This window comes from Shewanella subflava (assembly GCF_025971955.1).
Lineage (GTDB): Bacteria > Pseudomonadota > Gammaproteobacteria > Enterobacterales > Shewanellaceae > Shewanella > Shewanella subflava.
The window spans coordinates 190,188-213,380 of record NZ_JAPDMX010000024.1; the positions used below are offsets into that span (position 1 = coordinate 190,188).

Annotated in this window: 20 protein-coding genes; 13 read left to right on the forward strand and 7 right to left on the reverse strand. The window is 42.3% G+C overall.

Annotated features, from left to right (window positions below; all coding sequences use genetic code 11):
- Window positions 1–534 precede the first annotated feature (534 nt).
- The 3 genes from hcp (at window position 535) to OHT75_RS10015 (ending at window position 5,417) form a co-directional block, all read left to right on the forward strand.
- Window positions 535–2,193 carry a hydroxylamine reductase gene (gene hcp / locus OHT75_RS10005; protein WP_264726330.1) on the forward strand — a complete coding sequence of 553 codons (1,659 nt, stop codon included), beginning with the start codon at window positions 535–537 and terminating at the stop codon, window positions 2,191–2,193.
- 273 nt (window positions 2,194–2,466) lie between these two features.
- Complete coding sequence (locus OHT75_RS10010; RefSeq protein ID WP_406682006.1) at window positions 2,467–3,615, forward strand: FAD-binding oxidoreductase; 1,149 nt, start codon at window positions 2,467–2,469, stop codon at window positions 3,613–3,615.
- 182 nt (window positions 3,616–3,797) lie between these two features.
- The gene (locus tag OHT75_RS10015) at window positions 3,798–5,417 is read left to right on the forward strand and encodes a methyl-accepting chemotaxis protein (protein ID WP_264726332.1); all 1,620 of its coding nucleotides are present in this window, start codon (window positions 3,798–3,800) and stop codon (window positions 5,415–5,417) included.
- 320 nt (window positions 5,418–5,737) lie between these two features.
- Here OHT75_RS10015 and gltS read toward each other — a convergent pair whose 3' ends face one another.
- Together gltS and OHT75_RS10025 are read right to left on the reverse strand one after the other, a co-directional pair.
- Entirely contained in the window at window positions 5,738–6,961 is a 1,224-nt protein-coding gene (gene gltS, locus OHT75_RS10020) for a sodium/glutamate symporter (protein WP_264726333.1), read from the reverse strand.
- A 443-nt stretch (window positions 6,962–7,404) separates the two neighbouring features.
- Entirely contained in the window at window positions 7,405–7,890 is a 486-nt protein-coding gene (locus OHT75_RS10025) for a VOC family protein (protein WP_264726334.1), read from the reverse strand.
- 522 nt (window positions 7,891–8,412) lie between these two features.
- Here OHT75_RS10025 and OHT75_RS10030 point away from each other — a divergent pair.
- The 5 genes from OHT75_RS10030 to OHT75_RS10050 all read left to right on the forward strand — a co-directional run bounded on the left by OHT75_RS10030 (window position 8,413) and on the right by OHT75_RS10050 (window position 11,770).
- Window positions 8,413–9,711: a tyrosine-type recombinase/integrase gene (locus OHT75_RS10030; protein ID WP_264726335.1), complete on the forward strand. Its 1,299-nt coding sequence runs from the start codon at window positions 8,413–8,415 to the stop codon at window positions 9,709–9,711.
- The gene (locus tag OHT75_RS10035) at window positions 9,683–10,180 is read left to right on the forward strand and encodes a hypothetical protein (protein ID WP_264726336.1); all 498 of its coding nucleotides are present in this window, start codon (window positions 9,683–9,685) and stop codon (window positions 10,178–10,180) included. Before OHT75_RS10030 ends, OHT75_RS10035 begins: the two co-directional genes overlap by 29 nt.
- A gap of 93 nt (window positions 10,181–10,273) precedes the next feature.
- A complete protein-coding gene (locus tag OHT75_RS10040) occupies window positions 10,274–10,462 on the forward strand; it encodes a helix-turn-helix transcriptional regulator (protein WP_264726337.1) in 189 nt (62 codons plus the stop codon).
- Complete coding sequence (locus OHT75_RS10045) at window positions 10,462–10,791, forward strand: hypothetical protein (protein WP_264726338.1); 330 nt, start codon at window positions 10,462–10,464, stop codon at window positions 10,789–10,791. Before OHT75_RS10040 ends, OHT75_RS10045 begins: the two co-directional genes overlap by 1 nt.
- A gap of 391 nt (window positions 10,792–11,182) precedes the next feature.
- Window positions 11,183–11,770: an inovirus Gp2 family protein gene (locus tag OHT75_RS10050; protein ID WP_264726339.1), complete on the forward strand. Its 588-nt coding sequence runs from the start codon at window positions 11,183–11,185 to the stop codon at window positions 11,768–11,770.
- A gap of 270 nt (window positions 11,771–12,040) precedes the next feature.
- Here the strand turns inward: OHT75_RS10050 and fis are convergent, their stop codons facing one another.
- The 3 genes from fis to prmA form a co-directional block, all read right to left on the reverse strand.
- Window positions 12,041–12,346, reverse strand: coding sequence for a DNA-binding transcriptional regulator Fis (gene fis, locus OHT75_RS10055; RefSeq protein WP_011494902.1), 306 nt, complete (start codon window positions 12,344–12,346; stop codon window positions 12,041–12,043).
- Between the two features lie 23 nt (window positions 12,347–12,369).
- Window positions 12,370–13,332, reverse strand: a complete 963-nt coding sequence (gene dusB / locus OHT75_RS10060; protein ID WP_264726340.1) for a tRNA dihydrouridine synthase DusB — start codon at window positions 13,330–13,332, stop codon at window positions 12,370–12,372.
- A gap of 276 nt (window positions 13,333–13,608) precedes the next feature.
- Window positions 13,609–14,490 carry a 50S ribosomal protein L11 methyltransferase gene (gene prmA / locus OHT75_RS10065; protein WP_264726341.1) on the reverse strand — a complete coding sequence of 294 codons (882 nt, stop codon included), beginning with the start codon at window positions 14,488–14,490 and terminating at the stop codon, window positions 13,609–13,611.
- 372 nt (window positions 14,491–14,862) lie between these two features.
- Between prmA and OHT75_RS10070 the strand changes: the two genes are divergently transcribed.
- Genes OHT75_RS10070 through OHT75_RS10080 form a run of 3 tightly spaced genes read left to right on the forward strand, consistent with a single transcriptional unit; the run spans window position 14,863 to window position 18,370 of the window.
- Window positions 14,863–15,606, forward strand: coding sequence for a fumarate reductase cytochrome b subunit (locus OHT75_RS10070; RefSeq protein WP_264726342.1), 744 nt, complete (start codon window positions 14,863–14,865; stop codon window positions 15,604–15,606).
- A gap of 9 nt (window positions 15,607–15,615) precedes the next feature.
- Window positions 15,616–17,625 (forward strand): fumarate reductase flavoprotein subunit, encoded by a 2,010-nt coding sequence (locus OHT75_RS10075; protein WP_264726343.1) that lies wholly within the window; start codon window positions 15,616–15,618, stop codon window positions 17,623–17,625.
- Between the two features lies 1 nt (window position 17,626).
- Window positions 17,627–18,370, forward strand: coding sequence for a fumarate reductase iron-sulfur subunit (locus OHT75_RS10080; RefSeq protein WP_264726344.1), 744 nt, complete (start codon window positions 17,627–17,629; stop codon window positions 18,368–18,370).
- 125 nt (window positions 18,371–18,495) lie between these two features.
- Here the strand turns inward: OHT75_RS10080 and rho are convergent, their stop codons facing one another.
- Window positions 18,496–19,761, reverse strand: a complete 1,266-nt coding sequence (rho, locus tag OHT75_RS10085) for a transcription termination factor Rho (protein ID WP_188840066.1) — start codon at window positions 19,759–19,761, stop codon at window positions 18,496–18,498.
- A 212-nt stretch (window positions 19,762–19,973) separates the two neighbouring features.
- Window positions 19,974–20,300: a thioredoxin TrxA gene (trxA, locus tag OHT75_RS10090; RefSeq protein ID WP_264726345.1), complete on the reverse strand. Its 327-nt coding sequence runs from the start codon at window positions 20,298–20,300 to the stop codon at window positions 19,974–19,976.
- A 333-nt stretch (window positions 20,301–20,633) separates the two neighbouring features.
- Between trxA and rhlB the strand changes: the two genes are divergently transcribed.
- Window positions 20,634–21,944, forward strand: a complete 1,311-nt coding sequence (gene rhlB, locus OHT75_RS10095) for an ATP-dependent RNA helicase RhlB (RefSeq protein WP_264726346.1) — start codon at window positions 20,634–20,636, stop codon at window positions 21,942–21,944.
- A complete protein-coding gene (locus OHT75_RS10100) occupies window positions 21,945–22,886 on the forward strand; it encodes a Ppx/GppA phosphatase family protein (protein WP_264726347.1) in 942 nt (313 codons plus the stop codon).
- The last annotated feature ends 307 nt before the right edge of the window (window positions 22,887–23,193 follow it).

Here is a 23,193-nt window from a genome sequence, read left to right on the forward strand (position 1 = left end):
CTTTCAGGGACGAACTCGCAGCGTGTCACGGTCGTGCTTGCACATAAGGTCGCTCTTTCACATCCATGTGATCGCGACATTCCGTTCATCCTGAACATCCCAGCGGCAGGCAATTGATTAGATTGAAGCTATGAACTACAGAAAAAACCAATATAAATAAACTATACAAATCGTGGTCTAAAACGTTTTTGTTCAAGAACGGTTTAGAACGATCACTCGTAACGCATTTATGCCCTCTAAACGAGTTCAAAATGGGTATAGTTAGAGGTAAAGTCGGTAGCTTCCCCCTCAGCAAAGTAATATCACCGCCAATAAATGGTCAGATTCACGCCACTACAGTACTAATTGGTCTGCTGTTGTTGGGTGATTTTTAACCATCTTTATCCAAATACTTAAGCATTTGCTTAAAGTGACAGCGATCATAAAAACACACATTAACCTGAAAAGAGGCTTTAGCTTTACGCTGTAAAGAGTAAACTGCATTAAAACATGTAAAAATTATACATGATTAAATAAGTAAAGCAGGAGTGTGTTATGTTTTGTGTGCAATGTGAGCAAACGATTAAAACCCCAGCGGGCAATGGCTGTAGTTATTCTCAAGGTATGTGTGGCAAATTAGCGTCAACATCCGATCTACAAGACCTGCTTATTTATATGCTGCAGGGCGTATCAGCTTATGCAGTTAAAGCCCGTGAAATGGGAATTGTTGATAGCAATATTGATACCTTTGTGCCTAAAGCATTCTTCTCAACATTGACTAACGTGAACTTTGATGATGACCGTTTAATCGGTTACGCCCAACAAGCTCAAACTTACCGTGAGCAATTAAAAACGGCTTATGAAACCGCCTGCCAAGAAAAGGGCATTGATGCCGTAGTGATCCCTGCACAGGGCACCTTAAATCTTGCCGCAAGTAAACTTGAAATGCTTGAACAAGCACCCGTAGCGTTGCTGAATCGCGGTGAGGTACATGAAGATATTTTAGGTTTACGTTTGTTATGTCTTTATGGTTTGAAAGGGGCAGCCGCTTATATGGAACATGCCCGTGTGCTTGATCAAACCGATGCCGATATCGCCGCCGAATTCCACCAAATCATGGCCTTTTTAGGTGAAGACTCGGTTGATGTGGATAAGTTATTTAACACCGCAATGCAAATTGGTCAGCTTAACTATCGTGTGATGGCGATGTTAGATGCGGGCGAAACGACAGCATTCGGCCATCCAGAGCCTACTGAAGTTAATACCAAAATTGTCAAAGGTAAGGCGATTTTAGTCTCTGGTCACGATATGAAAGATTTAGAGCTTATCTTGCAACAAACCGAAGGCAAAGGGATCAACGTTTTTACCCACGGTGAAATGTTGCCTGCATTAGCGTATCCTGCATTTAAAAAGTATTCACATTTAGTGGGTAACTTTGGCAGTGCTTGGCAAAACCAGCAAAAAGAATTCGCAAACTTCCCTGGTGCGGTAGTGATGACGTCAAACTGTATTATTGACCCTAACGTGGGCGATTACTCTGACCGAATTTTTACCCGTAGTATTGTGGGTTGGCCGGGCGTGAGTCACATTGAAGGCGACGATTTCAGCGCAGTGATCGACAAAGCTTTATCGCTTGAGGGCTTTAAATACGATGAAATCCCGCACATCATCACCATTGGTTTTGCGCGTAACGCACTGATGGCTGCTGCGCCAACTGTGGTTGAAAATGTCAAAAATGGTGCTATTAAGCACTTCTTCTTAATCGGTGGTTGTGACGGTGATAAAGCTGAACGCAGTTACTTTACTGACTTAGCTAAATCGGTACCTGACGATTCACTTATTCTGACATTGGGTTGTGGTAAGTTTAAGTTTAATAAACTGGAATTTGGTGACATCAATGGTATCCCACGTTTACTCGATGTGGGCCAATGTAATGATGCCTACTCAGCAATTCAATTAGCGTTAGCGCTAAAAGATGTGTTTGAGTGTGACATTAATGAATTGCCATTAAGTTTAGTGTTGTCGTGGTTTGAGCAAAAAGCGATTGTGGTTTTACTCACCTTGTTATCCTTAGGGGTGAAAAACATTCGTACAGGTCCAAGTGCACCTGGTTTCTTGACTGAAAACTTAGCCAACATCTTAGAGCAGCAGTTTGGGTTACGCACCACAACGGATGTAGCAACCGATTTAAAAGCCATGATGACCGCGGCGTAAAGAGGTTTAGCGGCGATGAAAGCGTTAGGCTTTATCGCCGTTTTTTATTGTGATTTGTTCAGTTAAAGGTGTTTTATGACAGCCTCAGGATTTTCATTTTCAGCCGCATTAGCCTCCGCTCAAACCGAGAAAACCTCGTCATTATCGACAACCGAACCTCAGCCCGCAGTGCCTAAAGCGGGTGGTTTTTCGTTTGCAAAAGTCTTGGCTACTGCTCAAACTGACAAGCCATTAAATGCCACATCAACCACAGCTAAATCCACTGGGTTTTCAATGGCAGGCGCATTATCCTCTTTAGGGGCGAAAGCTAACGCTTTAGAAACCAAGTCCGTTAATGCGGCTAAATTACTGGCTGCAGATAATTGGCTACGCGGGGAAGTCATATTACGCTGCGTTGAAAAATGGCATGAAACCCATGATGTTGTCAGCTTTCGATTTCAAGGAATTGAACCGGTAAAGTTTAACTACAAACCAGGGCAATTTATCACCTTCAAACTTGAAATAGACGGGAAACCCGTGTATCGCAGTTACACCATCGCCTCATCACCTTCACGGCCGTATTCATTGATTGTGACCATCAAAAAAATAGACGGTGGCTTAGTGTCTAATTATCTTGCAGATCAATTAAATGTAGATGATGAAGTAACCGTAGTGGGGCCTGATGGTGCCTTTAATCTTATTGATATTCAGGCAGATAAATATCTATTTTTAAGTGCGGGGAGTGGCGTCACGCCAATGTATTCCATGTCGCGTTGGTTATGTGACACCACGGTGGGCAGTGATATTGCTTTTGTGCACAGCGCCCGCAGTGCCGAGGATATTATTTTTGCTGAAACGATGGCGACGATGGCTGCTCGTTGCAACAGTTTGGCATTAAGTTATGTGTTAGAAGATGATAGCGCCAAACAGCAAGTGGTCGATCGTCACCCGAATATACAATGTGAGTCAGGACGATTAGACATTGCTAAGTTAACCGCCCTAGTACCTGATTTTCAAACACGGACGGTGTTTATTTGTGGGCCAGAACCTTACATGGCAGCAGTAAAATCCATGTTGCAACAGGCGCAGTTTAATATGGCTAATTTTTATCAAGAAAGCTTCGCAACAGCTCCTAAAACAGCCTCAAATAAACGATCACTTAGCCCGAGTGAACATGTTGCCTCGGGTGGTTTTATGTTAAAAATCGCCGGTAAAGATTTTCCCATTGGCAGTGACCAAACCTTACTTGAGGGGATTGAGTCAGAAGGTTTGCCCATTATTGCTGCCTGTAGAAATGGGGTGTGCGGTGCCTGTAAATGCCAGGTGACCGAAGGCAGTGTTACTACCAGCAGTACGGCAACATTAACCGCAGATGAGATTGCCGCAGGCTTTGTGTTAGCTTGCTCAACGGTGATCACTTCCGATGTAAGCCTTACCTTGTAGGCGTTATTTGCTTCTCATTTATTAGCCTGCCTTTTGCAGGCTTTTTTCATTTTAACCACTACACTTAACAAGGTTATATTTATGTTAAATATTTAATGACATCGCTGTCATTTTTATGGTGTAGTAGAGAGGTTAAGTCTAAAAATAATAACTCTGCATGCCAACTGAAGTAAGGTTGTTCTATGACATTGAAAACAAAAATAATATTCTTTGCTACCCTGTTATTTGTTTCTACTCTTGGTATCGCATTTGGTGGTTTACATGCGTTATCCGACTCCAGTCACAGCGACAATATAGCCCGCATTAATCAATTAATGCGCAGTACGGCTAATATTGTGACTCAATTCGAACAATTTCAACTATCAGGTGAGCTTAGTGAAACTCAGGCCAAAGCGTTAGCAATACAAGTGCTGCGTGAAAACAAATACCATGATTCTGAGTATGTTTATGTTGTTGATAATAATATGGACTTTGTGGCTACCCCCCATGATCCACAATTACATGGCACAAGCTTTAATGACTTTGTCGATGCCAATGGCAGCAGTATTGGCCGTAAGGTGCAGCAACTTGTGGGTAGTCAAACGGGTAAAATATTAACCTATGAATGGACTTCAGAACGTGAAGGTAAAGTGGTTGCCTTAACCTCTGTGGTGCAGCAATCTGACTTATGGCACTGGTATGTGGGAACGGGGATCAGTTATGCTGAAGCCGATGCTCGGTATTGGTCGGTTGCCAGTGGCCTGCTGACTTTTGCGATTATTATCGCCATTGTGTTATCGATCAGTTTAGCGCGGTTTGGTTTTAAATTGCGTCACTCTTTAGGCGCTGAAATTGAACAGGTTCATCAATTTGTATTAAGCGTGTCCCGCGGTAATTTGCGCCAGCAAGCCAGTTTTGCCCATGCCCAAGAAGACAGTGTGGTAGGCGCAATGAATTACATGCAAGTGGGCTTGCAAGGTGTGGTACAAGGCATTAAAAATGTGACTGACATTTTACACCATCAGGCCGATGGCTCAGCAAAACGTTCAAATGAATTAGACCAACTCACTCGAGCAATGCACGATGAAACGCAAATGGTTGCCTCAGCGATTACCGAATTAACCGCATCGTCGGCTAATGTGGTTGAGCATGCCAAGCAAGCGGCAGAATCAGTCAATGCTGCCGAGCAGCAAGGCATTAATGCACATCGGCTGACTCAGGAGTCAGCAACCACGATAGCATTGCTCGAAAATCAAATTGAAAGTGCGGGGACAAATATTCAGGTTTTAGACGATGAAGTTAATAACATCGCCAGCGTATTATTGGTGATTCAAGGCATTGCCGAACAAACTAATTTATTGGCCTTAAATGCGGCGATTGAAGCCGCTAGAGCGGGCGAGCAAGGTCGTGGTTTTGCTGTGGTTGCCGATGAGGTCAGGCAGTTGGCGCAACGAACCCAAACCAGCACAGAGCAAATTAAACAAATGATCGACAAGCTGCAAAAAGCCACCAAAGACGCCAAAGCATCTGTGGTGAAAAGCATTGTAACCAGTGAAGAAACCGTGACTAAATCAGCTCGCGTGACCGATGAACTTAAAAATATTGCTCAATCGTTATCCGACATCGCCCATATGAGTCAGCAGATTTCAGAAGCGGCCACAGAGCAGCTTGCTGCAGGTGAAGATTCCGCCCAGCGTATCGTGGTGATTGCCGATACGGCCGCTAAAACGAATAATGTCTCAGCGCAAGCCCATAGCGTGAGTGAAGAGGTGAAGCAATTAACTTACAAACTTGAAGTTGAAATTAAAAAGTTTGAAATTTAATCTTTATTCTTCGTTATCTCTCCCAATAATAAAGGCAGCGAATAAGCTGCCTTTATTATTGCTCAAAGATAAATGGGCGTGTGGTTTATCAGACCAATCAACATTCACGGTTGAGCTGACGTTGAATGAGCGACTAACACGGCCTTAAGTATGTGATTGCGTAGTTTGCTATAGCGCGTGGGTCTTTAGGCTTTTGAGCCGATTAAAACGGGTTAACTTAAACGACTATGCAACAAAATGTCTCAACATGCTTAATTTCCTATGCAAGGCCATGTATGGCATGGGGATATTGACTCACTTTTTGAACGTGGGATCAATGCTTAACTGATAAAGCTTAAATATCCCTGTAGGATGATTGCATTAACAATATCAATAAAGAACGCCCCTACAATCGGCACAACCATAAAAGCTTGCGGCGAAGGGCCTGTACGAGAGACTAACGCGCCCATATTCATTACCGCGGTAGGTGTAGCACCCATGCCAAATCCACAATGACCGCCAGCCATTACCGCTGAATCATAGTTAGATCCCATCACTTTAAAAGTCACAAAGTATGCAAACAGCCCTAAAATAATGGTTTGTGCAATTAAAATGACGATAAGTGGAATGGCTAAATCAAAAATTTCCCATAGCTTTAAATTCATCAATGCCATCGATAAAAACAGTGACAGTGAGACAGTGCCTATCACATCTACTGATTCACGATTAATTTTGAAGCCGCGAGAAACTTCTGTGATATTGGTGATCACAACACCAAAAAATAAAGCATAAACAAAGTCAGGCATTTTTAACCATGTAAGATGGTATGTTGCCACTAGATGGCTAGTCCATTGTGATCCCGCCACACAGAGCAACATAATAAACAGCACTTCTAAAATGCTTTTAGCGGTCACTCGGTCTTCTTCAAGTTGGTCGTAAGTGATTAGATCTGGATGTGCTTTGTGATGTTTTTTTCCTAATCCAAATGAAGATGTCAGTTGGTTTTTATTAATCAGCCTTTGTGCAACAGGGCCACCTATAATCCCGCCCATCACCAATCCAAAGGTTGCCGCTGCCATGGCAAACTCAAATGTTTGAATACCGTAATCTTGCTCAAAGGTTTGTGCCCAGGCTGCGCCTGTACCGTGGCCGCCCGATAAGGTAATCGAACCGGCAATTAACCCCATAATAGGCTCTAGGCCGAGTGCTGAAGCAAGACTCACACCGACGGCGTTTTGAATCACAATGTAAACAGAAGCAACCCCTAAAAAAAGGAACACTTTTGCCCCTCCTTTCATCAGTAGTTTGTAACTGGCTGCTAATCCGACCGAGCTGAAAAACATCAACATTAGGGTATTTTGCATCGATAGTGAAAACTGTAAATGTATGTTTTGGAAGTGAAGGATTGTGATAATAGTGGCAATGATTAATCCGCCGACTATCGGTTCTGGGATGTTGTATTTGCGTAAAAAAAGAACATGACGGTTAACCGAGTGACCGATAAATAATACCAATAAGGCAATGAGAAATGATTCGATCTCGCCAATAGTGAAAGTGGTATCCATAAGACTCCTAGTCAGTAGATTGGCCTAATATGCTTAGCTATAAAAGCGTAAAGGCTAATAAAATAAGTCACTTGTATTATGGGGCACACAAGCAGAATGGAATGACCTATTCTGACATAAGATCCTGAAAAAGTCTTGTTTACTAGTGTTTTAAACTGATTTAAGTTGTTGATTGGTATGTGAGATGTTGTTTTTGGTAATCAGGATAAGTAAATTCTATTTGTTGTGGTTGTTTGTTAACAGATGTTAAGTTCTTTTTTACCGGAAATGTTGACCAATAATTCGATAATATGGCCTAGCTATCAATGAGAACATCGGTTATTAGCATATTCATACCGTATCAGTCTTTGTTATATAACCTCAACTTGGGGAAAGAGGTTAAATAACACCTCGGTGGTCAATGGATGTGAATTGACCACCGATTGTGCTGCATGCAGACTTAATTATTCGTATTCAGAAGAATAAGTTTCAGAATATGAATGAGAGTAAAGTTCAAACAGATTACCAAATGGGTCTTCTAAATAAACCATTTTGTATGGTTTGCTATCATCTTCAGGGTGATAGCGCATAATATCCATGCGTGTCTTACCACCGTACTGTTGAACTCTTTCAATCACGCCTTCAAAGTCATCCGTTTCTAAACAGTAATGAAAGATGCCAATGCGGCTGAAGTCGACATTATGCTTTTCTTGTCTTTCTTTCATTTCAAACAGTTCAAAGCCGATACCATCTGATGTAACTAGGTGGGCGATATTAAAGCCTTTAAAGCCTTCACCAAAAACGGCGATACACATTCTACCTATGGCTGATTGTTTTTCCTCTGTGACGGCTGATTTGCCCATCACAATTTCAAGCCCTAATGCTTTGGTATAAAACTCAACGGCTTTGTCCATGTCGCCAACCATAATACCTACATGACTCATCTTCATATCAATTTACCTTTTGTGTGATTGGTGAATTTGTTGCTTGTTCGTGTTGATGAGTGAAGTATAGGTGGAATTACCACGTTATAAAAATTATCAAAAATTCTTATTTTAATAATATAAATTTATCGTTTTGCTTGGGTATCAAAGAATTAATGATTACATCTTCTAAGTGTCAATCTTAAGTTTTTGAAAAATAATATTATATATTCAATATGGATTAGCATGCATTTGTAGAGGAACAGGAAGGCAGAAAAAACAACGAGGGTACATATTGAGGTACATATAAGCAAAAACGGGCTTCCCATTACTGGGAAGCCCGTTTTGTTACAATCACTTAGACGGTAAGTCTTAGTTCATGCCATACAATCAATTTTAGTGTTTTTCGTTGTTTATCTTATTTTGCCTTAGTTTAGCTAATTCATTTTAAAACATAGTGTTAACTCAATATTGTGTTGTATGTTGTTTATCTATGTTTAGGGTTAGACTATCAAGTGTGTGTAACCATGCGTGTAACCAGAGGCGACTATGGCGGGTAAGGATAAGTTAAACAATACGGCTTTAGATAAGCTGTTAAAGGAGTCTATAACAAAGGCGGTTACTCATAGTGATGGCTTAGGTTTAAGTGTGCGTGTGCGCCCCTCAAAGACCGACAAGCAAAACAATATGAATTGGCTGTATCGATACCGTATAGGCGACCGCACTACAAGCCCACAGACCATAGTGTTAGGTAACTATCCTGACTTGTCATTAGCAAAGGCGAGAAAGAAAAGGGATGAGTGCCGAGCTTGGTTAGCTGACAACAAAGATCCTAAATTTGAAATAGCGTTAGCAATTGATAAAACCATTAAGCCAATTACGGTCGCTGATGCGCTTAACTTCTGGATTGATGAATACGCCATAGGCAAACGTACTAATGCGCTCAAGCATAGGCAGCAATTTAATAAATGGTTAGTGCCAGCTCTAGGGCATTTGCCCTTATCCAGTATTAAAAAATCACATTGGATAAAAACAATCCGCAAACGCTCAAAACAATATCCTGTAGCGGCTGGTTATGTACTTAGAAATTTGCAGCAAGCACTCAAGTATTGCTCAAAGAAAGGCTATGAAATTGACCGTAGCGTGTTTGATATTGATTTAGATGACATAGACGCTAAGAAGCAAAATAAACGCTCACAAAGGCTTGTGGAGGATGATAGCTGGCAAAGATTAGAGGATTTAGTTAAATGGCTTGATACAGGCAATATGATGCCTTATTACCGCAACTTAACTTTGCTGCTAATTTCATTTGGTTGCCGTACTCAAGAAGTCAGGCTGGCTGAAAGCAAAGAGTTTAATTTTGATACTCAAGTGTGGACAGTTCCCGCAGCACACAATAAAACCCGCGATAAAGACCAAGCGAAAGGCCAAAGTGGTGAGATAAAACGGCCAATCCCACAAGCATTAATCCCCATGCTAAAAAGCTTGTGTGAACAGCATAAAGACGGTTATTTACTGGGTGAATTAAAAAACTCAGAAGCGGTTAGTGGTTGGGGTGGCAAAGTGTATAAATTACTCGGCCATGAAGATGCTTGGAGTTTACACGATTTAAGGCGCACTGTGGCGACAGGGCTAAATGATATGGGCATAGCGCCACATGTTGTTGAGGCTTTACTCGGCCATTCGATACAGGGCGTGGCGGGCATATATAACCGAAGCCAGTATTTACCTGAAAAGCTTGATGCGCTTAACAAGTGGCAGGATAGATTAGCGCTATTGCGCGGTGATACAAACAATGTGGTAATGCTAGGGAGGGTAAGTGGTGAAGCAAAAAAAGGTAGATCCTAATATTAGAATTATGCGTTTAATTGATATTCAGAATACGCTCGCACAAGGTAAGGTTTTGAATGATGAGTGGCTTCAATGGCTTCTGAATGGGCTACATACATTGACAATGAATTATCAAAATAATGAAGCAAAAGAGCCATTTCCAATAGTATCTCCCAAAGTGCCATTACCGTTGAAGCAGTGTGTTTATTTATTATCAGAGGTTTTTACGCAGGAAGCGTTAGCTGAAATGTCAGTTAATAATCAGCGTTTTACTGCGCCTTTAGATGTCAGAACAATTGGAAGATACAGGCGAGAAATAAACGAGATTTTAGGTAGAAAGGATGTATGGTTTACTCAAATAAACAATCAACTAATCGAGCTTAAAAAAGCTTGTGAAAATGAAAGTGAATACTTTTTTTTCCCAAACTCTCTTATTAATTCAATAGATTTTAGTGATCAAAGAGTTAAAAAATATTTAAAAAAATAGGTGGACACCAAAAAGCTCCATTTTGGTGTCATGGGCAAAATAAACAAGTTTAAGCATTATTTGTTATAGGCAAACAACAATGGTGATTAAACGATGACATATCCAGAAAAATTAGTAGACATAAATTATATCAAAATGGCGACCTCATTCAGTCGTACGCGTATTTGGCAGCTTGAAAAGGCTGGTCAATTTCCTCAAGGTCGAAGATTAACTAAACGATGTGTTCGTTGGTTAGAGTCTGACATCCAGTCGTGGGTTCGTGGCGAGTGGGAGGCTGCATAATGTCGATGATTTATAGTGACGAATGCTTAGAGCTTGGGCTGCCTTTACCTCTTACTGGTGAAAAACAAATTGATTACGTAAAGCGTTTACTGGCCAGTGGGCGCTCTATTAATACACGTATTGCTCGTTATATCGGCATTGGTAATTTACATTCGATAGTTTCCACTATGCAGAAACAGAGGTTTCCTTACGCTATAAAACATAGTGCGGTATTTTGTCCAAAAACTAAACGTGTTCCGCCTCAACTTGTTGATGTGGTGTGGATGAATGAGGAACAGCTAAAAGAATATTGGGAAATGAAAGGAGCTAAAGAAAACGCCCCTAACTAACTAGCTAAGGGCATCATTCAAAGTTTGCTGGTGGTGTGAAGTTTGGCGACCTAGCGCCACCAGCTTTTAAAGAGTACACCAAGCACGATGAATTTCACAATTTATTCAGAGCATTTTTTTTATAACATAAAGTTAGTAATTGCTATCGTTGAAATCTACGTATACCAATGGGTTAACAAACTTAAACATTACTTCCGCATTTACTACCCCTCAAATGTTAGTTATTACTATCAGGCTAAAGCCTTAACTGGCCAGATAACTAAACTCGATTTACCGCCATTTTCGCCTAGGTTACTTAATAATATCTATGGTGTTCGCTTTGTATCTTAGCTATCAAGATTACATAGAACATGATGGGCTAATTTGGCGAATTAACACCAAGAAAAGCGGTATGCACACTAAGCCTTTTAAGCGCTTCTTAGAACAGCTTAATGCCATGTTTGAAGCGCATTCTAAAGTATTCGCTTATCGATTTGATTTGAGCTTTCCTGCTGACAGCTTGAGAGGCATTAATGATCATACTCAATTTGAAAAGTTTTTGACTCGCTTCAAGAAGCAAATAAAAAACCATTATCAACTAAGCAAAATAGGGTATTCATGGTCAGGCGAGACAGAGACAAGTAAAAACCAACATTATCATGTGGTGTTAATGCTGAATGGTCACGAAGTACAAAGCCCTAAATGGTTACAGTCTCGCATTAGCCGCATTTGGATGGATGTTGGCGGTTCAACTCCCACATGGGTAAGGTTTTATAGATTAGAGCGTAAAGAGTTGGTGAATAGCCATGACGTTATTTTGATGACTGAGCATAGACTAAAAGAGTCTGGCTGTGTGATTGGATTTGTTTATCATGTCAGTTATCTATTTAAAGGGCGTGGTAAAGGTTATCTCCAAACTGGTTCGCATAACTATGGCCATAGTCGATTGAGGCGAAAGCGCCAAAGCTCACCTAAAGCTACCACAAAAAATATTACCTAAGATTTACCTAAGATTTTCATTTTTCCAGCATAACTTAATAGTTATTAGAGTCCTTAAAAAAGGTTTCTGACTAATTTGTATAGGTGAGGTTTTGGGGAGGTTTTAAGACTTGATTGAAGCTTCTTAAAACTTCATTTTACTATGATATTTTCTAATGAAAAAAATTGAGTGACTCTAGTGTGCGTGTAACCATGCGTGTAACTTAATAGCAAAAACGGGCTTTCCATTGCTGTAAAGCCCGTTTTGTTACAATCACTTAGACGTTAAGTCTTAGTTCATGCCATATTTCTTTAGCTTTTTACGTAAAGTACCACGGTTGATACCTAACATGTTCGCTGCGCGAGTTTGGTTGCCACGAGTGTGTTGCATGATGATGTCTAGTAAAGGGGCTTCCACTTCACTTAATACCATTTCATACACTTCTGAAGCTTCCTGACCGTCTAACTGAGAGAAGAAGTTGGTTACGGCGCGTTTTACTGCGTCGCGTAATAACTGCGGCTTGATAGTGCCGTTTGCTGTTTCGATTTTGCCTACGGTAAGCTGGTGAACTTCTGTGTTAGTTGTCTGATCAAACATTCTATTCTGCTCTTTAATTAATTTTACACTAATTCTTCAAAATAACATTCCACAAAGGAATGCTGTTGGACAGCGGTTTCAAGCCGATTGAAGTCAGCACGCCATTGGCGTTGTTCTTCTTGGTTTAGGTACCACCCGATGTGCTTTCTAGCAAAACGGACACCTTTGTACTCGCCATATAATTCGTAAAGTTTATTAAGGTGTTCAAGCATGATTAAACGCTGCTCTTCGGCCTTAATTGGCGCTAACTTTTTACCTGTTTCCAAGTAGTACTGAATTTCTTTAAAAATCCAGGGCCTTCCTTGTGCACCTCTTCCTATCATCACCGCGTCAGCGCCCGTGTAATCAAGTACAAACTTGGCTTTTTCGGGGCTGTCTATATCGCCATTGGCAACAACAGGAATCGAGATATTCTGTTTTATTGCTTTAATTGTGTCGTACTCGGCAAAACCTTTATACATGCATTGTCGTGTACGGCCATGAACCGCTAACGAAGCAATGCCACAATCTTGGGCAATTTGGGCGATTTGGATCCCATTACGATTATCTGGATCCCACCCGGTGCGAATTTTTAGGCTAACAGGAACATCAACTGCGCTTACCACCGCCTGTAAAATCTCTTTTACTAAGCAAGGGTTTTGCATCAGTGCTGATCCAGCTAACTTTTTATTCACTTTTTTTGCGGGGCAGCCCATATTGATATCAATGATATGTGCGCCTTGTTCAACATTGAACTGAGCAGCATTGGCCATTAAATCAGGATCTGCACCTGCTATTTGTACGGAGCGTATTCCTTCTTCGCCAGAGTGCGCCATACGCACACGGCTTTTATCTGAATCCCAAACATCTGGATTAGACGACAACATTTCTGATACCGCTAAGGCCGCGCCATAACGTAAACAAAGGTTGCGGAAGGCTTGATCGGTGACACCTGCCATTGGTGCCACAATCAGCTGATTTGACAGTTGATAAGGGCCAATTTGCATTTGCTTTATTCACCTTGCTCTTCAAAGGGGCGCTATAGTAGCCCTTTTTTACGGGCTTGAAAAGGTCAATAAATGACCTAAATAAAACTTTTTTACTTGACTTTTGTGCTTAGGCTACGATTTGTGACAATTGTACGGTTTTTAGACAGTAAATTTGACTTTTTGAGCACTGGTGCGTGTTACAGCGAGGTAATTGTTGGGTTAAATGAAGCAATAGACGTGTGTATGAGGGATGTAAATTTTGTCATAAACACGTCTATGGGGTTAAAAATATCTTTATTTGCGCGTACCGTTTAAGCGTGTCCAGTCTTCTTTATGGCAAGCGGGTTCCATATCAAACCATTGGCTGTAAAAATCAGCGACTTCTTGGGCTTGTTCCCGCAATAAACCTGATAGTGCTAATTTGCCACCGGTTTTGACTTTTTCTGCAATCAGCGGGGCGAGTTCTTTAAGTGGACCAGCAAGAATGTTAGCCACTAACACATCTGCCTGCAGATTGGCAGGTTGATCTTCTGGCAAATACAGCGACAGTTTATCGGCTACGTCGTTACGCTCTGCATTAGCCGTTGATGCCTCAATGGCTTGGTAATCAATATCCACACCTGTGACTTTTTTGGCGCCAAGCTTAATTGCCGCGATGGCCAAAATGCCTGAGCCGCAGCCAAAATCAATCACTTCTTGATCTGATAAATCTAAGCTATCTAACCATTCTAGGCATAATGCTGTGGTTGGGTGAGTGCCCGTACCAAAAGCTAAGCCAGGATCAAGGATAACGTTAACCGCTTGAGGGTCGGGGATTTCACGCCAGCTTGGGCAAATCCATAAACGCTGTCCAAATTGAATGGGGTGGAAGCTGTCCATCCATTCACGAACCCAATCTTTATCTTCTACCTGTTCTATTTTGTGGGTAAACCCTTTACCTAAAAATGGCATAGATTCTAAAAATTCAATCGTCGGCGCTAAGTCGGTTCCTGCATCAAATAAGGCAATTAATACGGTATCTTGCCAAAGCGGCGTTTCACCCAGTTTAGGTTCAAAAATCGGCTCATCTTGACCATCTTCATAGGTAATGGAAACTGAACCCTGATCCATTAATAAGTCGCCTAACATGTCGGCATTGTCACGGTGAGTGTGAATGCGTAATTGGATCCAAGCCATGGGGTGTTCCTAATCTTTGATAAAATGGGGGAGATGACGACTATTATACCCAAACCAATTAATAGATGCGCATCTTAGTGCTAATTTTATCTATTAGCGTCCGCTTTGCGTGCCAGTAGTGTGACTCATTTGGCTGAAATTTTGAGGGATTGATCCGCTGTATTGTTTTCAATATAGGATGCTGGTTTGAGTTATTGACCAAGTTGTTATTCTTGTTTGAAATTATATTGTTAACCTAATGTGATCTGCCTCTAACTCCCACGTGTTAGTAGGTGAGCATGGTCACGATTTGTTTTGTGTTCAGTGATGTTGTTTGAAAAGACTTGCTAAGGTCAATGTCTCTAATTATATCAGGACAGGATGCGACAATTTATGGCTAACAATCCCTTGCCCGCAAAAGTCGATTTAGGTGCCAGCGCTGCTAAAGGGTTTTCTCATCCCATTTGGGCAGCAAGAGCCGATAGATTACAAAGTGCATCAGGCGTGTTACTTGGGCTTTTTATCATTATGCATTTACATTTTGAGTCCAGTATTTTGCTGGGTAAAGAAGCATTCTATTATGTGGTGCAATTTTTAGAAGGTGGCATTTTTAGTGAGACGGGTCATGGCTACCCGATCCTGACTCAAGTCTTTTCTGCATTCATGCTGGTTGTCGTCATGATCCATGCCGTGTTTGCATTACGTCGCTTCCCTACCCAAATTGGCCAATGGCGGGCTTTACGGCAGCAATTGCACTTTTTACCCCACGAGGATACCAAAATCTGGTTTTGGCAGATGGTGACGGGATTTTTGTTATTTTTTCTAGCGCCAGTGCATTTATTTACCATGATAATGAATCCTGAAATTGGCCCGCACCTTTCAGCTGAGCGGGTGTATCACGACAACGCTTGGATCTTATATGTCTTTTTACTACCTGCTGTGGTGGTTCATGCGATATTTGGTTTATATCGTGTGTGTGTCAAATGGGGATTAGTGCAACAACGCTTTGCCTTATTGAAGTTTGCCAAAGTGTTAGTGGTGTATTTGATGATCATCGGTATTGCCAGTTTAGTCACTTATATTGTTATTGGGCGGACGCTTGAACTGCCTATTATTCCCTTTGTGCCAACTTTATAAGGAATAAAGATGCAGATAATTTATACCGATACATTAGTCGTTGGCGCAGGATTAGCCGGATTACGGGTTGCGATTGCCTCAAAAGAACGTGGCCTTGATACCTTAGTTTTATCCCTGATCCCCGCTAAGCGTTCACATTCCGCAGCTGCCCAAGGAGGCATGCAGGCAAGCCTTGGCAATACAGTAAAAGGCATGGGCGATGATGAAGATGTGCATTTTCAAGATACCGTAAAAGGGTCTGACTGGGGCTGCGATCAAACCGTTGCCCGAATGTTCGCCCATTGTGCCCCTAAAGCGGTGCGTGAGTTAGCAAACTGGGGAGTGCCTTGGACACGGGTAACAAAGGGTGACCGCGAGGTGATAGTCAATGCCGAAAAGGTCACGATTCATGAAGCTGCCGCCGCCCATGGGCTGATTAATGCGCGCGATTTTGGCGGCACTAAGAAATGGCGCACCTGCTACACCGCCGATGGTACCGGACATTCACTGCTGTATGCGGTGGACAATAAAGCGATTTCGTTAGGTATTCCGGTACACGAGCGTATGGAAGCCTTAAAGATTATTCATGATGGCAAGCGCTGCCATGGGGTGATCGCACGTTGCTTAATTACGGGTGAGCTGAGGGCATATATTGCTAAATCCACCACCATTGCGACCGGCGGCTATGGCCGTATTTATGAAGTGTCTACCAACGCCATTATCTGTGAGGGTATTGGCCAGGCGTTAGCCTTAGAAACGGGTGTGGCAACACTGGGTAATATGGAAGCAGTACAATTTCATCCCACAGCGATTGTGCCCGTGGGCATTTTAACTACCGAAGGTTGTCGTGGTGACGGTGGCTTGTTGCGAGATAAAGACGGTTATCGCTTTATGCCCGATTATGAGCCAGAAAAGAAAGAACTCGCATCACGGGATGTGGTCTCTAGACGAATGACCGAACACATGCGCAAAGGTAAGGGGGTAGAGAGCCCTTACGGCCCACATTTATGGTTAGATATCACCTTATTAGGCCGAAAGCATATTGAAACCAACTTGCGTGAAGTCAAAGAAATATGTGAAAACTTCCTCGGGATTGATCCGGCTAAAGATTGGATCCCTGTTAGGCCAACACAGCATTATTCTATGGGCGGCATACGCACCACGCCAACCGGTGAAAGTCCGCAATTATCGGGACTATTTAGTGTCGGTGAAGCGGCATGTTGGGATATGCATGGCTTTAATCGCTTAGGAGGTAACTCCCTTGCTGAAACCGTGGTTGGCGGCATGATTATTGGCAAGTATGTGGCAGATTTTGGTGAGCAGCATGATTTGGTTGTCGATACGGCATTGATCAATCGTTTTGGTAAGGATTTAAGCGATGAAATTGATCAACTCGTTGACGGCAATGGCAGTGAAAATGCGTTTGAGCTAAAGCTTACGATGCAAAGAATTATGATGGATTACGTAGGGATTTTCCGAAATGGGGTTGAATTGCAGCAAGCGATAGATGAATTAAGCGCGTTGCTCAAACGCGCTAGCAATATCGGCTTGAAGTGCAAAAAACGCCATGCAAATCCAGAGCTGGTTGAGGCTTTACGCATTAGACGAATGCTCAAGGTTGCGTTAACGGTAGCCTGCGGTGCCAATGCGCGTACTGAAAGTCGCGGTGCACACTCACGTGAAGATTTCCCGCAGCGTAATGATAAAGATTGGCTAAACCGTACGTTATCAAGCTGGCCAGATGCCAATGCCTTAATCCCCACGCTCAGCTACGAACCGCTTGATGTGATGGCGATGGAGTTACCACCAGGTTATCGAGGCTATGGCGTGAACAATGCGATTGCTCACCCTGATACAGAAAAGCGTGAGCAACAAATAGCTGACATACTTGCCCAGCTAGACGCCGATGCCGACAGATATGTAAAGCAAGCTGCCATTATGCCGTTTGAATTACCCGATGCTTTATTGCCAAATAATGAAAGACTATCCGACACCTTATCGTCGCTAGTAAAAACCGCAAACGTGGCGGGAGACAAATAACATGAGCCAAGCAAGAACTATCCGTTTTTCAATTTTTCGGTTTGATCCCCAAGACCCTCACGACAAACCTAAAATGGTTAACTATGAAGTGACCGAAGCGCCGGGTATGACAGTGTTTATTGCGCTGAACATGTTACGTGAGCAGCAGGATCCCTCATTACAGTTTGATTTTGTTTGCCGAGCAGGTATTTGCGGCAGTTGCGCCATGGTCATTAACGGCAAGCCAACATTAGCATGCCGCACACTAACCGCCAATTACCCCAAAGGTGACATTGTATTAATGCCGTTACCGGGGTTTGAATTAATCGGTGATTTGTCTGTTAACACAGGTAAGTTTATGCGCGAGTTGTCAGAGCGCTTACAGTTATGGTTGCAACCCAATAGCCTTGATAGTGATATCCATCGCATGGAGCAACCTATGGACCCTGAAGAGGCCGCCAAACTGTATGAACTTGAGCGCTGCGTAGAATGTGGTGTCTGTGTCTCCGCCTGTGCCACCAAACAAATGCGCGAGACGTTTGTGGGCGCAGTCGGCATGATGAAAATTGCCCGTTTTGAATTAGACAGTCGAGATACCCGTACCGCTGATGATTTTTATCATGTTATTGGGAATCAAGATGGGGTGTTTGGTTGTATGACTTTACTGGGTTGCCAGGATGCTTGCCCTAAGGATTTACCTCATATGACCCAAATTGCCTATTTACGCAGAAAAATGGCAATGACTAACCCAAATCGGATTTTGTAGTCAAATACCTTGAACGTGAGTGACGTCATTCAATATAAAAATGCCGCTAACTCGATTGAGTAGCGGCATTTTTTATCTTTCTAAAACGGTAGACTCAACTAACAAGGAGTGAGTAAACAACTTAGTTAAGATTTAGCGCGTTTCATCGCGGTGAAGAAGTCTTCATTGGTTTTGGTCATGGCCAATTTATCAATTAAGAATTCCATGCCTGAAACTTCATCCATTGGGTGAAGAATTTTACGCAGGATCCACATTTTTTGTAGTTCGTCTGGCGTAGTCAGTTTTTCTTCACGACGTGTACCTGAGCGGTTGAAGTCAATCGCTGGGAATACCCGTTTTTCAGCCGCTTTACGAGAAAGGTGCAACTCTTGGTTACCTGTACCTTTAAATTCTTCGTAAATCACTTCGTCCATCTTAGAACCCGTATCAACCAGTGCCGTTGCAATGATAGTTAAGCTGCCACCGTGTTCAATGTTACGAGCTGCACCAAAGAAACGCTTTGGACGGTGAAGGGCGTTAGCATCAACACCACCCGTCAGCACTTTACCTGATGATGGGATGACAGTGTTATAAGCACGGGCTAGACGCGTGATAGAGTCTAACAAAATCACCACGTCTTTTTTGTGTTCAACTAAACGTTTGGCTTTTTCAATTACCATTTCAGCAACTTGGACATGACGGCTGGCTGGCTCATCGAAAGTAGAAGCAATAACTTCACCTTTAACCATGCGCTGCATTTCAGTCACTTCTTCAGGACGTTCGTCAATTAGCAATACCATCAACACCACATCTGGGTTGTTGTAAGTAATGCTTTGGGCGATGTTCTGCAGCAACAGTGTTTTACCCGCTTTGGGCGGAGCAACAATCAAACCACGTTGACCTTTACCGATAGGAGAACATAGGTCAAGAATACGTGAAGTGATGTCTTCTGTTGAGCCGTTACCACGTTCCATGCGCAAACGCTCTTCAGCATGTAGTGGGGTTAAATTTTCAAACAGAATTTTGTTGCGTGAGCTTTCTGGCTTGTCGAAGTTAACCTCAGATACTTTTAATAACGCAAAGTATCTTTCACCTTCTTTCGGTGGGCGAATTTTACCAAAAATGGTGTCGCCAGTACGCATGTTGAAACGACGAATTTGGCTAGGGGAAACATAGATGTCATCCGGACCCGCAAGGTATGAACCGTCTGAACTTCTTAAAAATCCAAATCCATCTTGGAGGATTTCTAATACACCGCCACCGAAGATGTCTTCTCCGCTTTTTGCATGTGCTTTTAAAATTGAGAAGATAATATCTTGTTTACGAGTACGAGCCATGTTTTCGAGTTTCATGCTTTCAGCAAGTGAAACGAGATCCGATATAGGCGTGTCTTTTAATTCTGTTAAATTCATGTATGGGAGTCTTGTGTTACGCGACGAAGCTTACCGCAATCAATCAGTAAGGGTATTGAACATTGTTATGATTGATAAGCGAGAAAAGGTTTATTGAAAAAATCTGTGGATAAAGTTATCACTATATGGCGCTGGCGTCCAGAATTTTAGGTACAAAAATGGCACAAATTGTATAAAACTTGTGCCATTTTATGATCCGACTCAAAGTCGGTTTAGATTTGGGCGTCAATAAACTCTTTTAATTGCGTTTTAGACAGTGCGCCAACTTTAGTTGCAACTAACTCACCAGCTTTGAACATAAGCAATGTAGGAATACCACGAACACCGTATTTAGCCGGAGTGGTGTTATTTTGGTCAACGTTTAGTTTTGCAACAGTGACTTTGCCAGCATACTCTTGTGCAACATCATCTAAGATTGGGGCAATCATTTTACAAGGACCGCACCACTCAGCCCAAAAATCGACTAACACAGGCGTGTCAGACTTTAATACGTCGTTTTCGAAGCTGTCGTCGCTTAGGTATACTATTTTATCGCTCATGTTGTTCTCCAGATTTGGTTCCATTGCTAGTTTATTAATGGCTTACCATGTATATTGGGTTCGTTGAAAAGCTTTTCAAGTGAACGTGTAAATATCCGCAAATTTTATATTTGCCATTATACGCAGAGCCTCACCTGTTGTTAAACAACAGTAATGACTTTTTTTGAGCTTCTCAGTGCCCAGTCTTTTTTTGATAACTCATTGTTTACCAACAAAGAAGCCTGGGCAGTGAGGTGCTCTGAAACTTTGCATATACAATATGAACGGATAAACAATGCAGCTATTTCAAACTATCGTATCTTTTTTTGCAACCCCAACTAGTATGCTGGTGCCATGAGCCAAACACATTTATCGACCAAAAAGTTCGCTGACTTTCCACTGCAAGATGCAGTTTTATCAGCCTTAAACGAGAACGGCTTTGAGTTTTGTACCCCAATTCAGGCCTTATCATTACCTATTTTATTACAAGCGAAAGACATTGCCGGCCAAGCGCAAACAGGTACAGGCAAAACCATGGCTTTTTTAGTGGCCACGTTTAATCATTTATTAACGGTTGCCGAACCCGAAGACCGAAAAAATACTGAACCTCGTGCCATTATCATGGCGCCAACGCGTGAGTTAGCGATTCAAATTGCCAAAGATGCTAACTTACTGGCAAAACATACCGGTTTAAAAGTGGGTATTGTTTATGGCGGTGAAAGCTACGAGACCCAACGTGAAGTATTAGATAAAGGCGTTGATATTCTTATCGGCACCACTGGCCGGATTATTGATTATGTTCGCCAAGGTGTTATTAGCTTAAATCACATTCAAGCCGTGGTGTTAGATGAAGCAGATCGGATGTTCGATTTAGGCTTTATCAAAGACATTCGCTTTTTATTTCGTCGTATGCCAGACGCCAAAGCGCGTTTGAATATGCTGTTTTCTGCGACACTTTCAATGAAAGTGCAGGAATTGGCCTATGATCATATGAATGATCCTGAAAAAGTTGAAATTGAGCCATTGGAAAAAACCTCGAAAAATATTAAAGAGGAAATCTTCTATCCTTCAATGGAAGATAAAATGCGCTTGTTGCTCACTTTGATTGAAGAAGATTGGCCAGATAAAGCCATTGTGTTCTCCAATACAAAGCACAGCTGTGAAAAATTGTGGTCGTATTTAGAAGGTGATGGTCATCGTGTTGGATTATTAACTGGTGACGTTCCACAGAAGAAACGTATTCGTATTCTTGAGCAATTTACTAGCGGTCAGCTAGATATTCTGGTGGCGACAGATGTTGCTGCGCGTGGTTTACACATTTCCGATGTGTCACACGTCTATAATTACGACTTACCAGATGACTGTGAAGATTATGTTCACCGTATTGGTCGTACAGGCCGTGCGGGTCAAAAAGGGATTTCAATCAGCTTTGCCTGTGAAGAATATGCCCTAAATTTACCCGCTATTGAAACCTACATCACTCACTCTATCCCCGTGTCAGATTATGATCGTGAAGCATTATTAGATGATATTCCGCCTCCAGTGCGCATTCATCGTAAGCACCCGACAAGTCGTACTCGTGATGGTGCAAGTAAAGGTGCACACCGAAGTGGTAGTAATAGCAATAGCCGAGCTCCACGTCATAGGACTCGTAGACCTTCGTAAATGCCAACCTTATCGACCTTAACGCCTTATGCTGCAATTACATTAGGCTCTAACAGTTTTAATATGCTGGTAGCCACCACGGTTGCTGGCAAGCCACAGATTATCGCTAAATACAAACGCAAGGTTCGCCTTGCGGAAGGTATTAGAGACGATGGTTATTTGTCGGATGAGGTGATGCAACGGGGCTTAGATTGTTTAGGTCTGTTTGCGGCTATGCTTAAAAAACATCAAGTTTTCCATGATGATGTTGCCGTTATCGCTACCGCGACTTTACGCCTGATCGCCAATGCCGACACCTTCCAACAAAAAGCATTGCCTATATTGGGTCACCCGATTGAGATTATTTCAGGCTTACGCGAAGCTGAACTAATCTATCAAGGTATGGTGGCGACAACTGCGGGGGAAGGAAAACGCCTAGTCATTGATATTGGCGGCGCCAGTACTGAGTTTATTGTTGGTAAAGGTCGAAAGGTGTTATTTAAAACCAGTTTATCTATGGGCGGCGTGGTATTTAACCAGCGTTTTTTCCATACTACTCCTTTTCAAATACTCGACTTTTCCCAAGCTAAAGACGCCGTGAAAGCCACATTACTCCCGCATATGTCAGCGCTGACAGACTTAGGTTGGGATACTGTAGTAGGGGCTTCGGGGGTGATTCAATCTGTGGTGTCGGTTTTGCAGCATAGACAAGTTTCAGAAGTCATTACCCTTAATGTATTGCAGGCATTTAGAGATGAAATTTTAGCGCAAGCAGATTTGGCATTATCTGATATTAGAGGGTTAACGCCAGAGCAAGCACCGACTTTTGCATCCGGTGTTGCCATTCTTCTGGCTTTGTTTGAGTTGCTGTCAATTAAGCAGTTACATCTGGCTGGCGGGGCATTGCGTGAAGGCGTGCTTCAAGATTTAGCCGAGGCACAAACTCAACGCTTGAATACATGACCCTACGCGGCGTATGGCCTTAAAAAACAAAACGCCCGATCAAGTTCATCGAGCGTTTTAAACTGCAAAAAGTGTCAACTTATTTCAGGACAAGTCATAGCTGAATTTGATTTTCAGCCCATAAACTACCTACTCAGTAGGTGGTTATCATCAATTAGGCTTTGCCTGAAGTATGTTCAATAGCTGATTAACTCAAGTGATAGGTGAGCTGCGCTAATGGTGCGGTACAAGCTTCTAAATCAGGGATGATTTGGTCGAGCCTATAGGGATATATTTACGGCGTCTTGTTAATGCACGATAGGAAAGC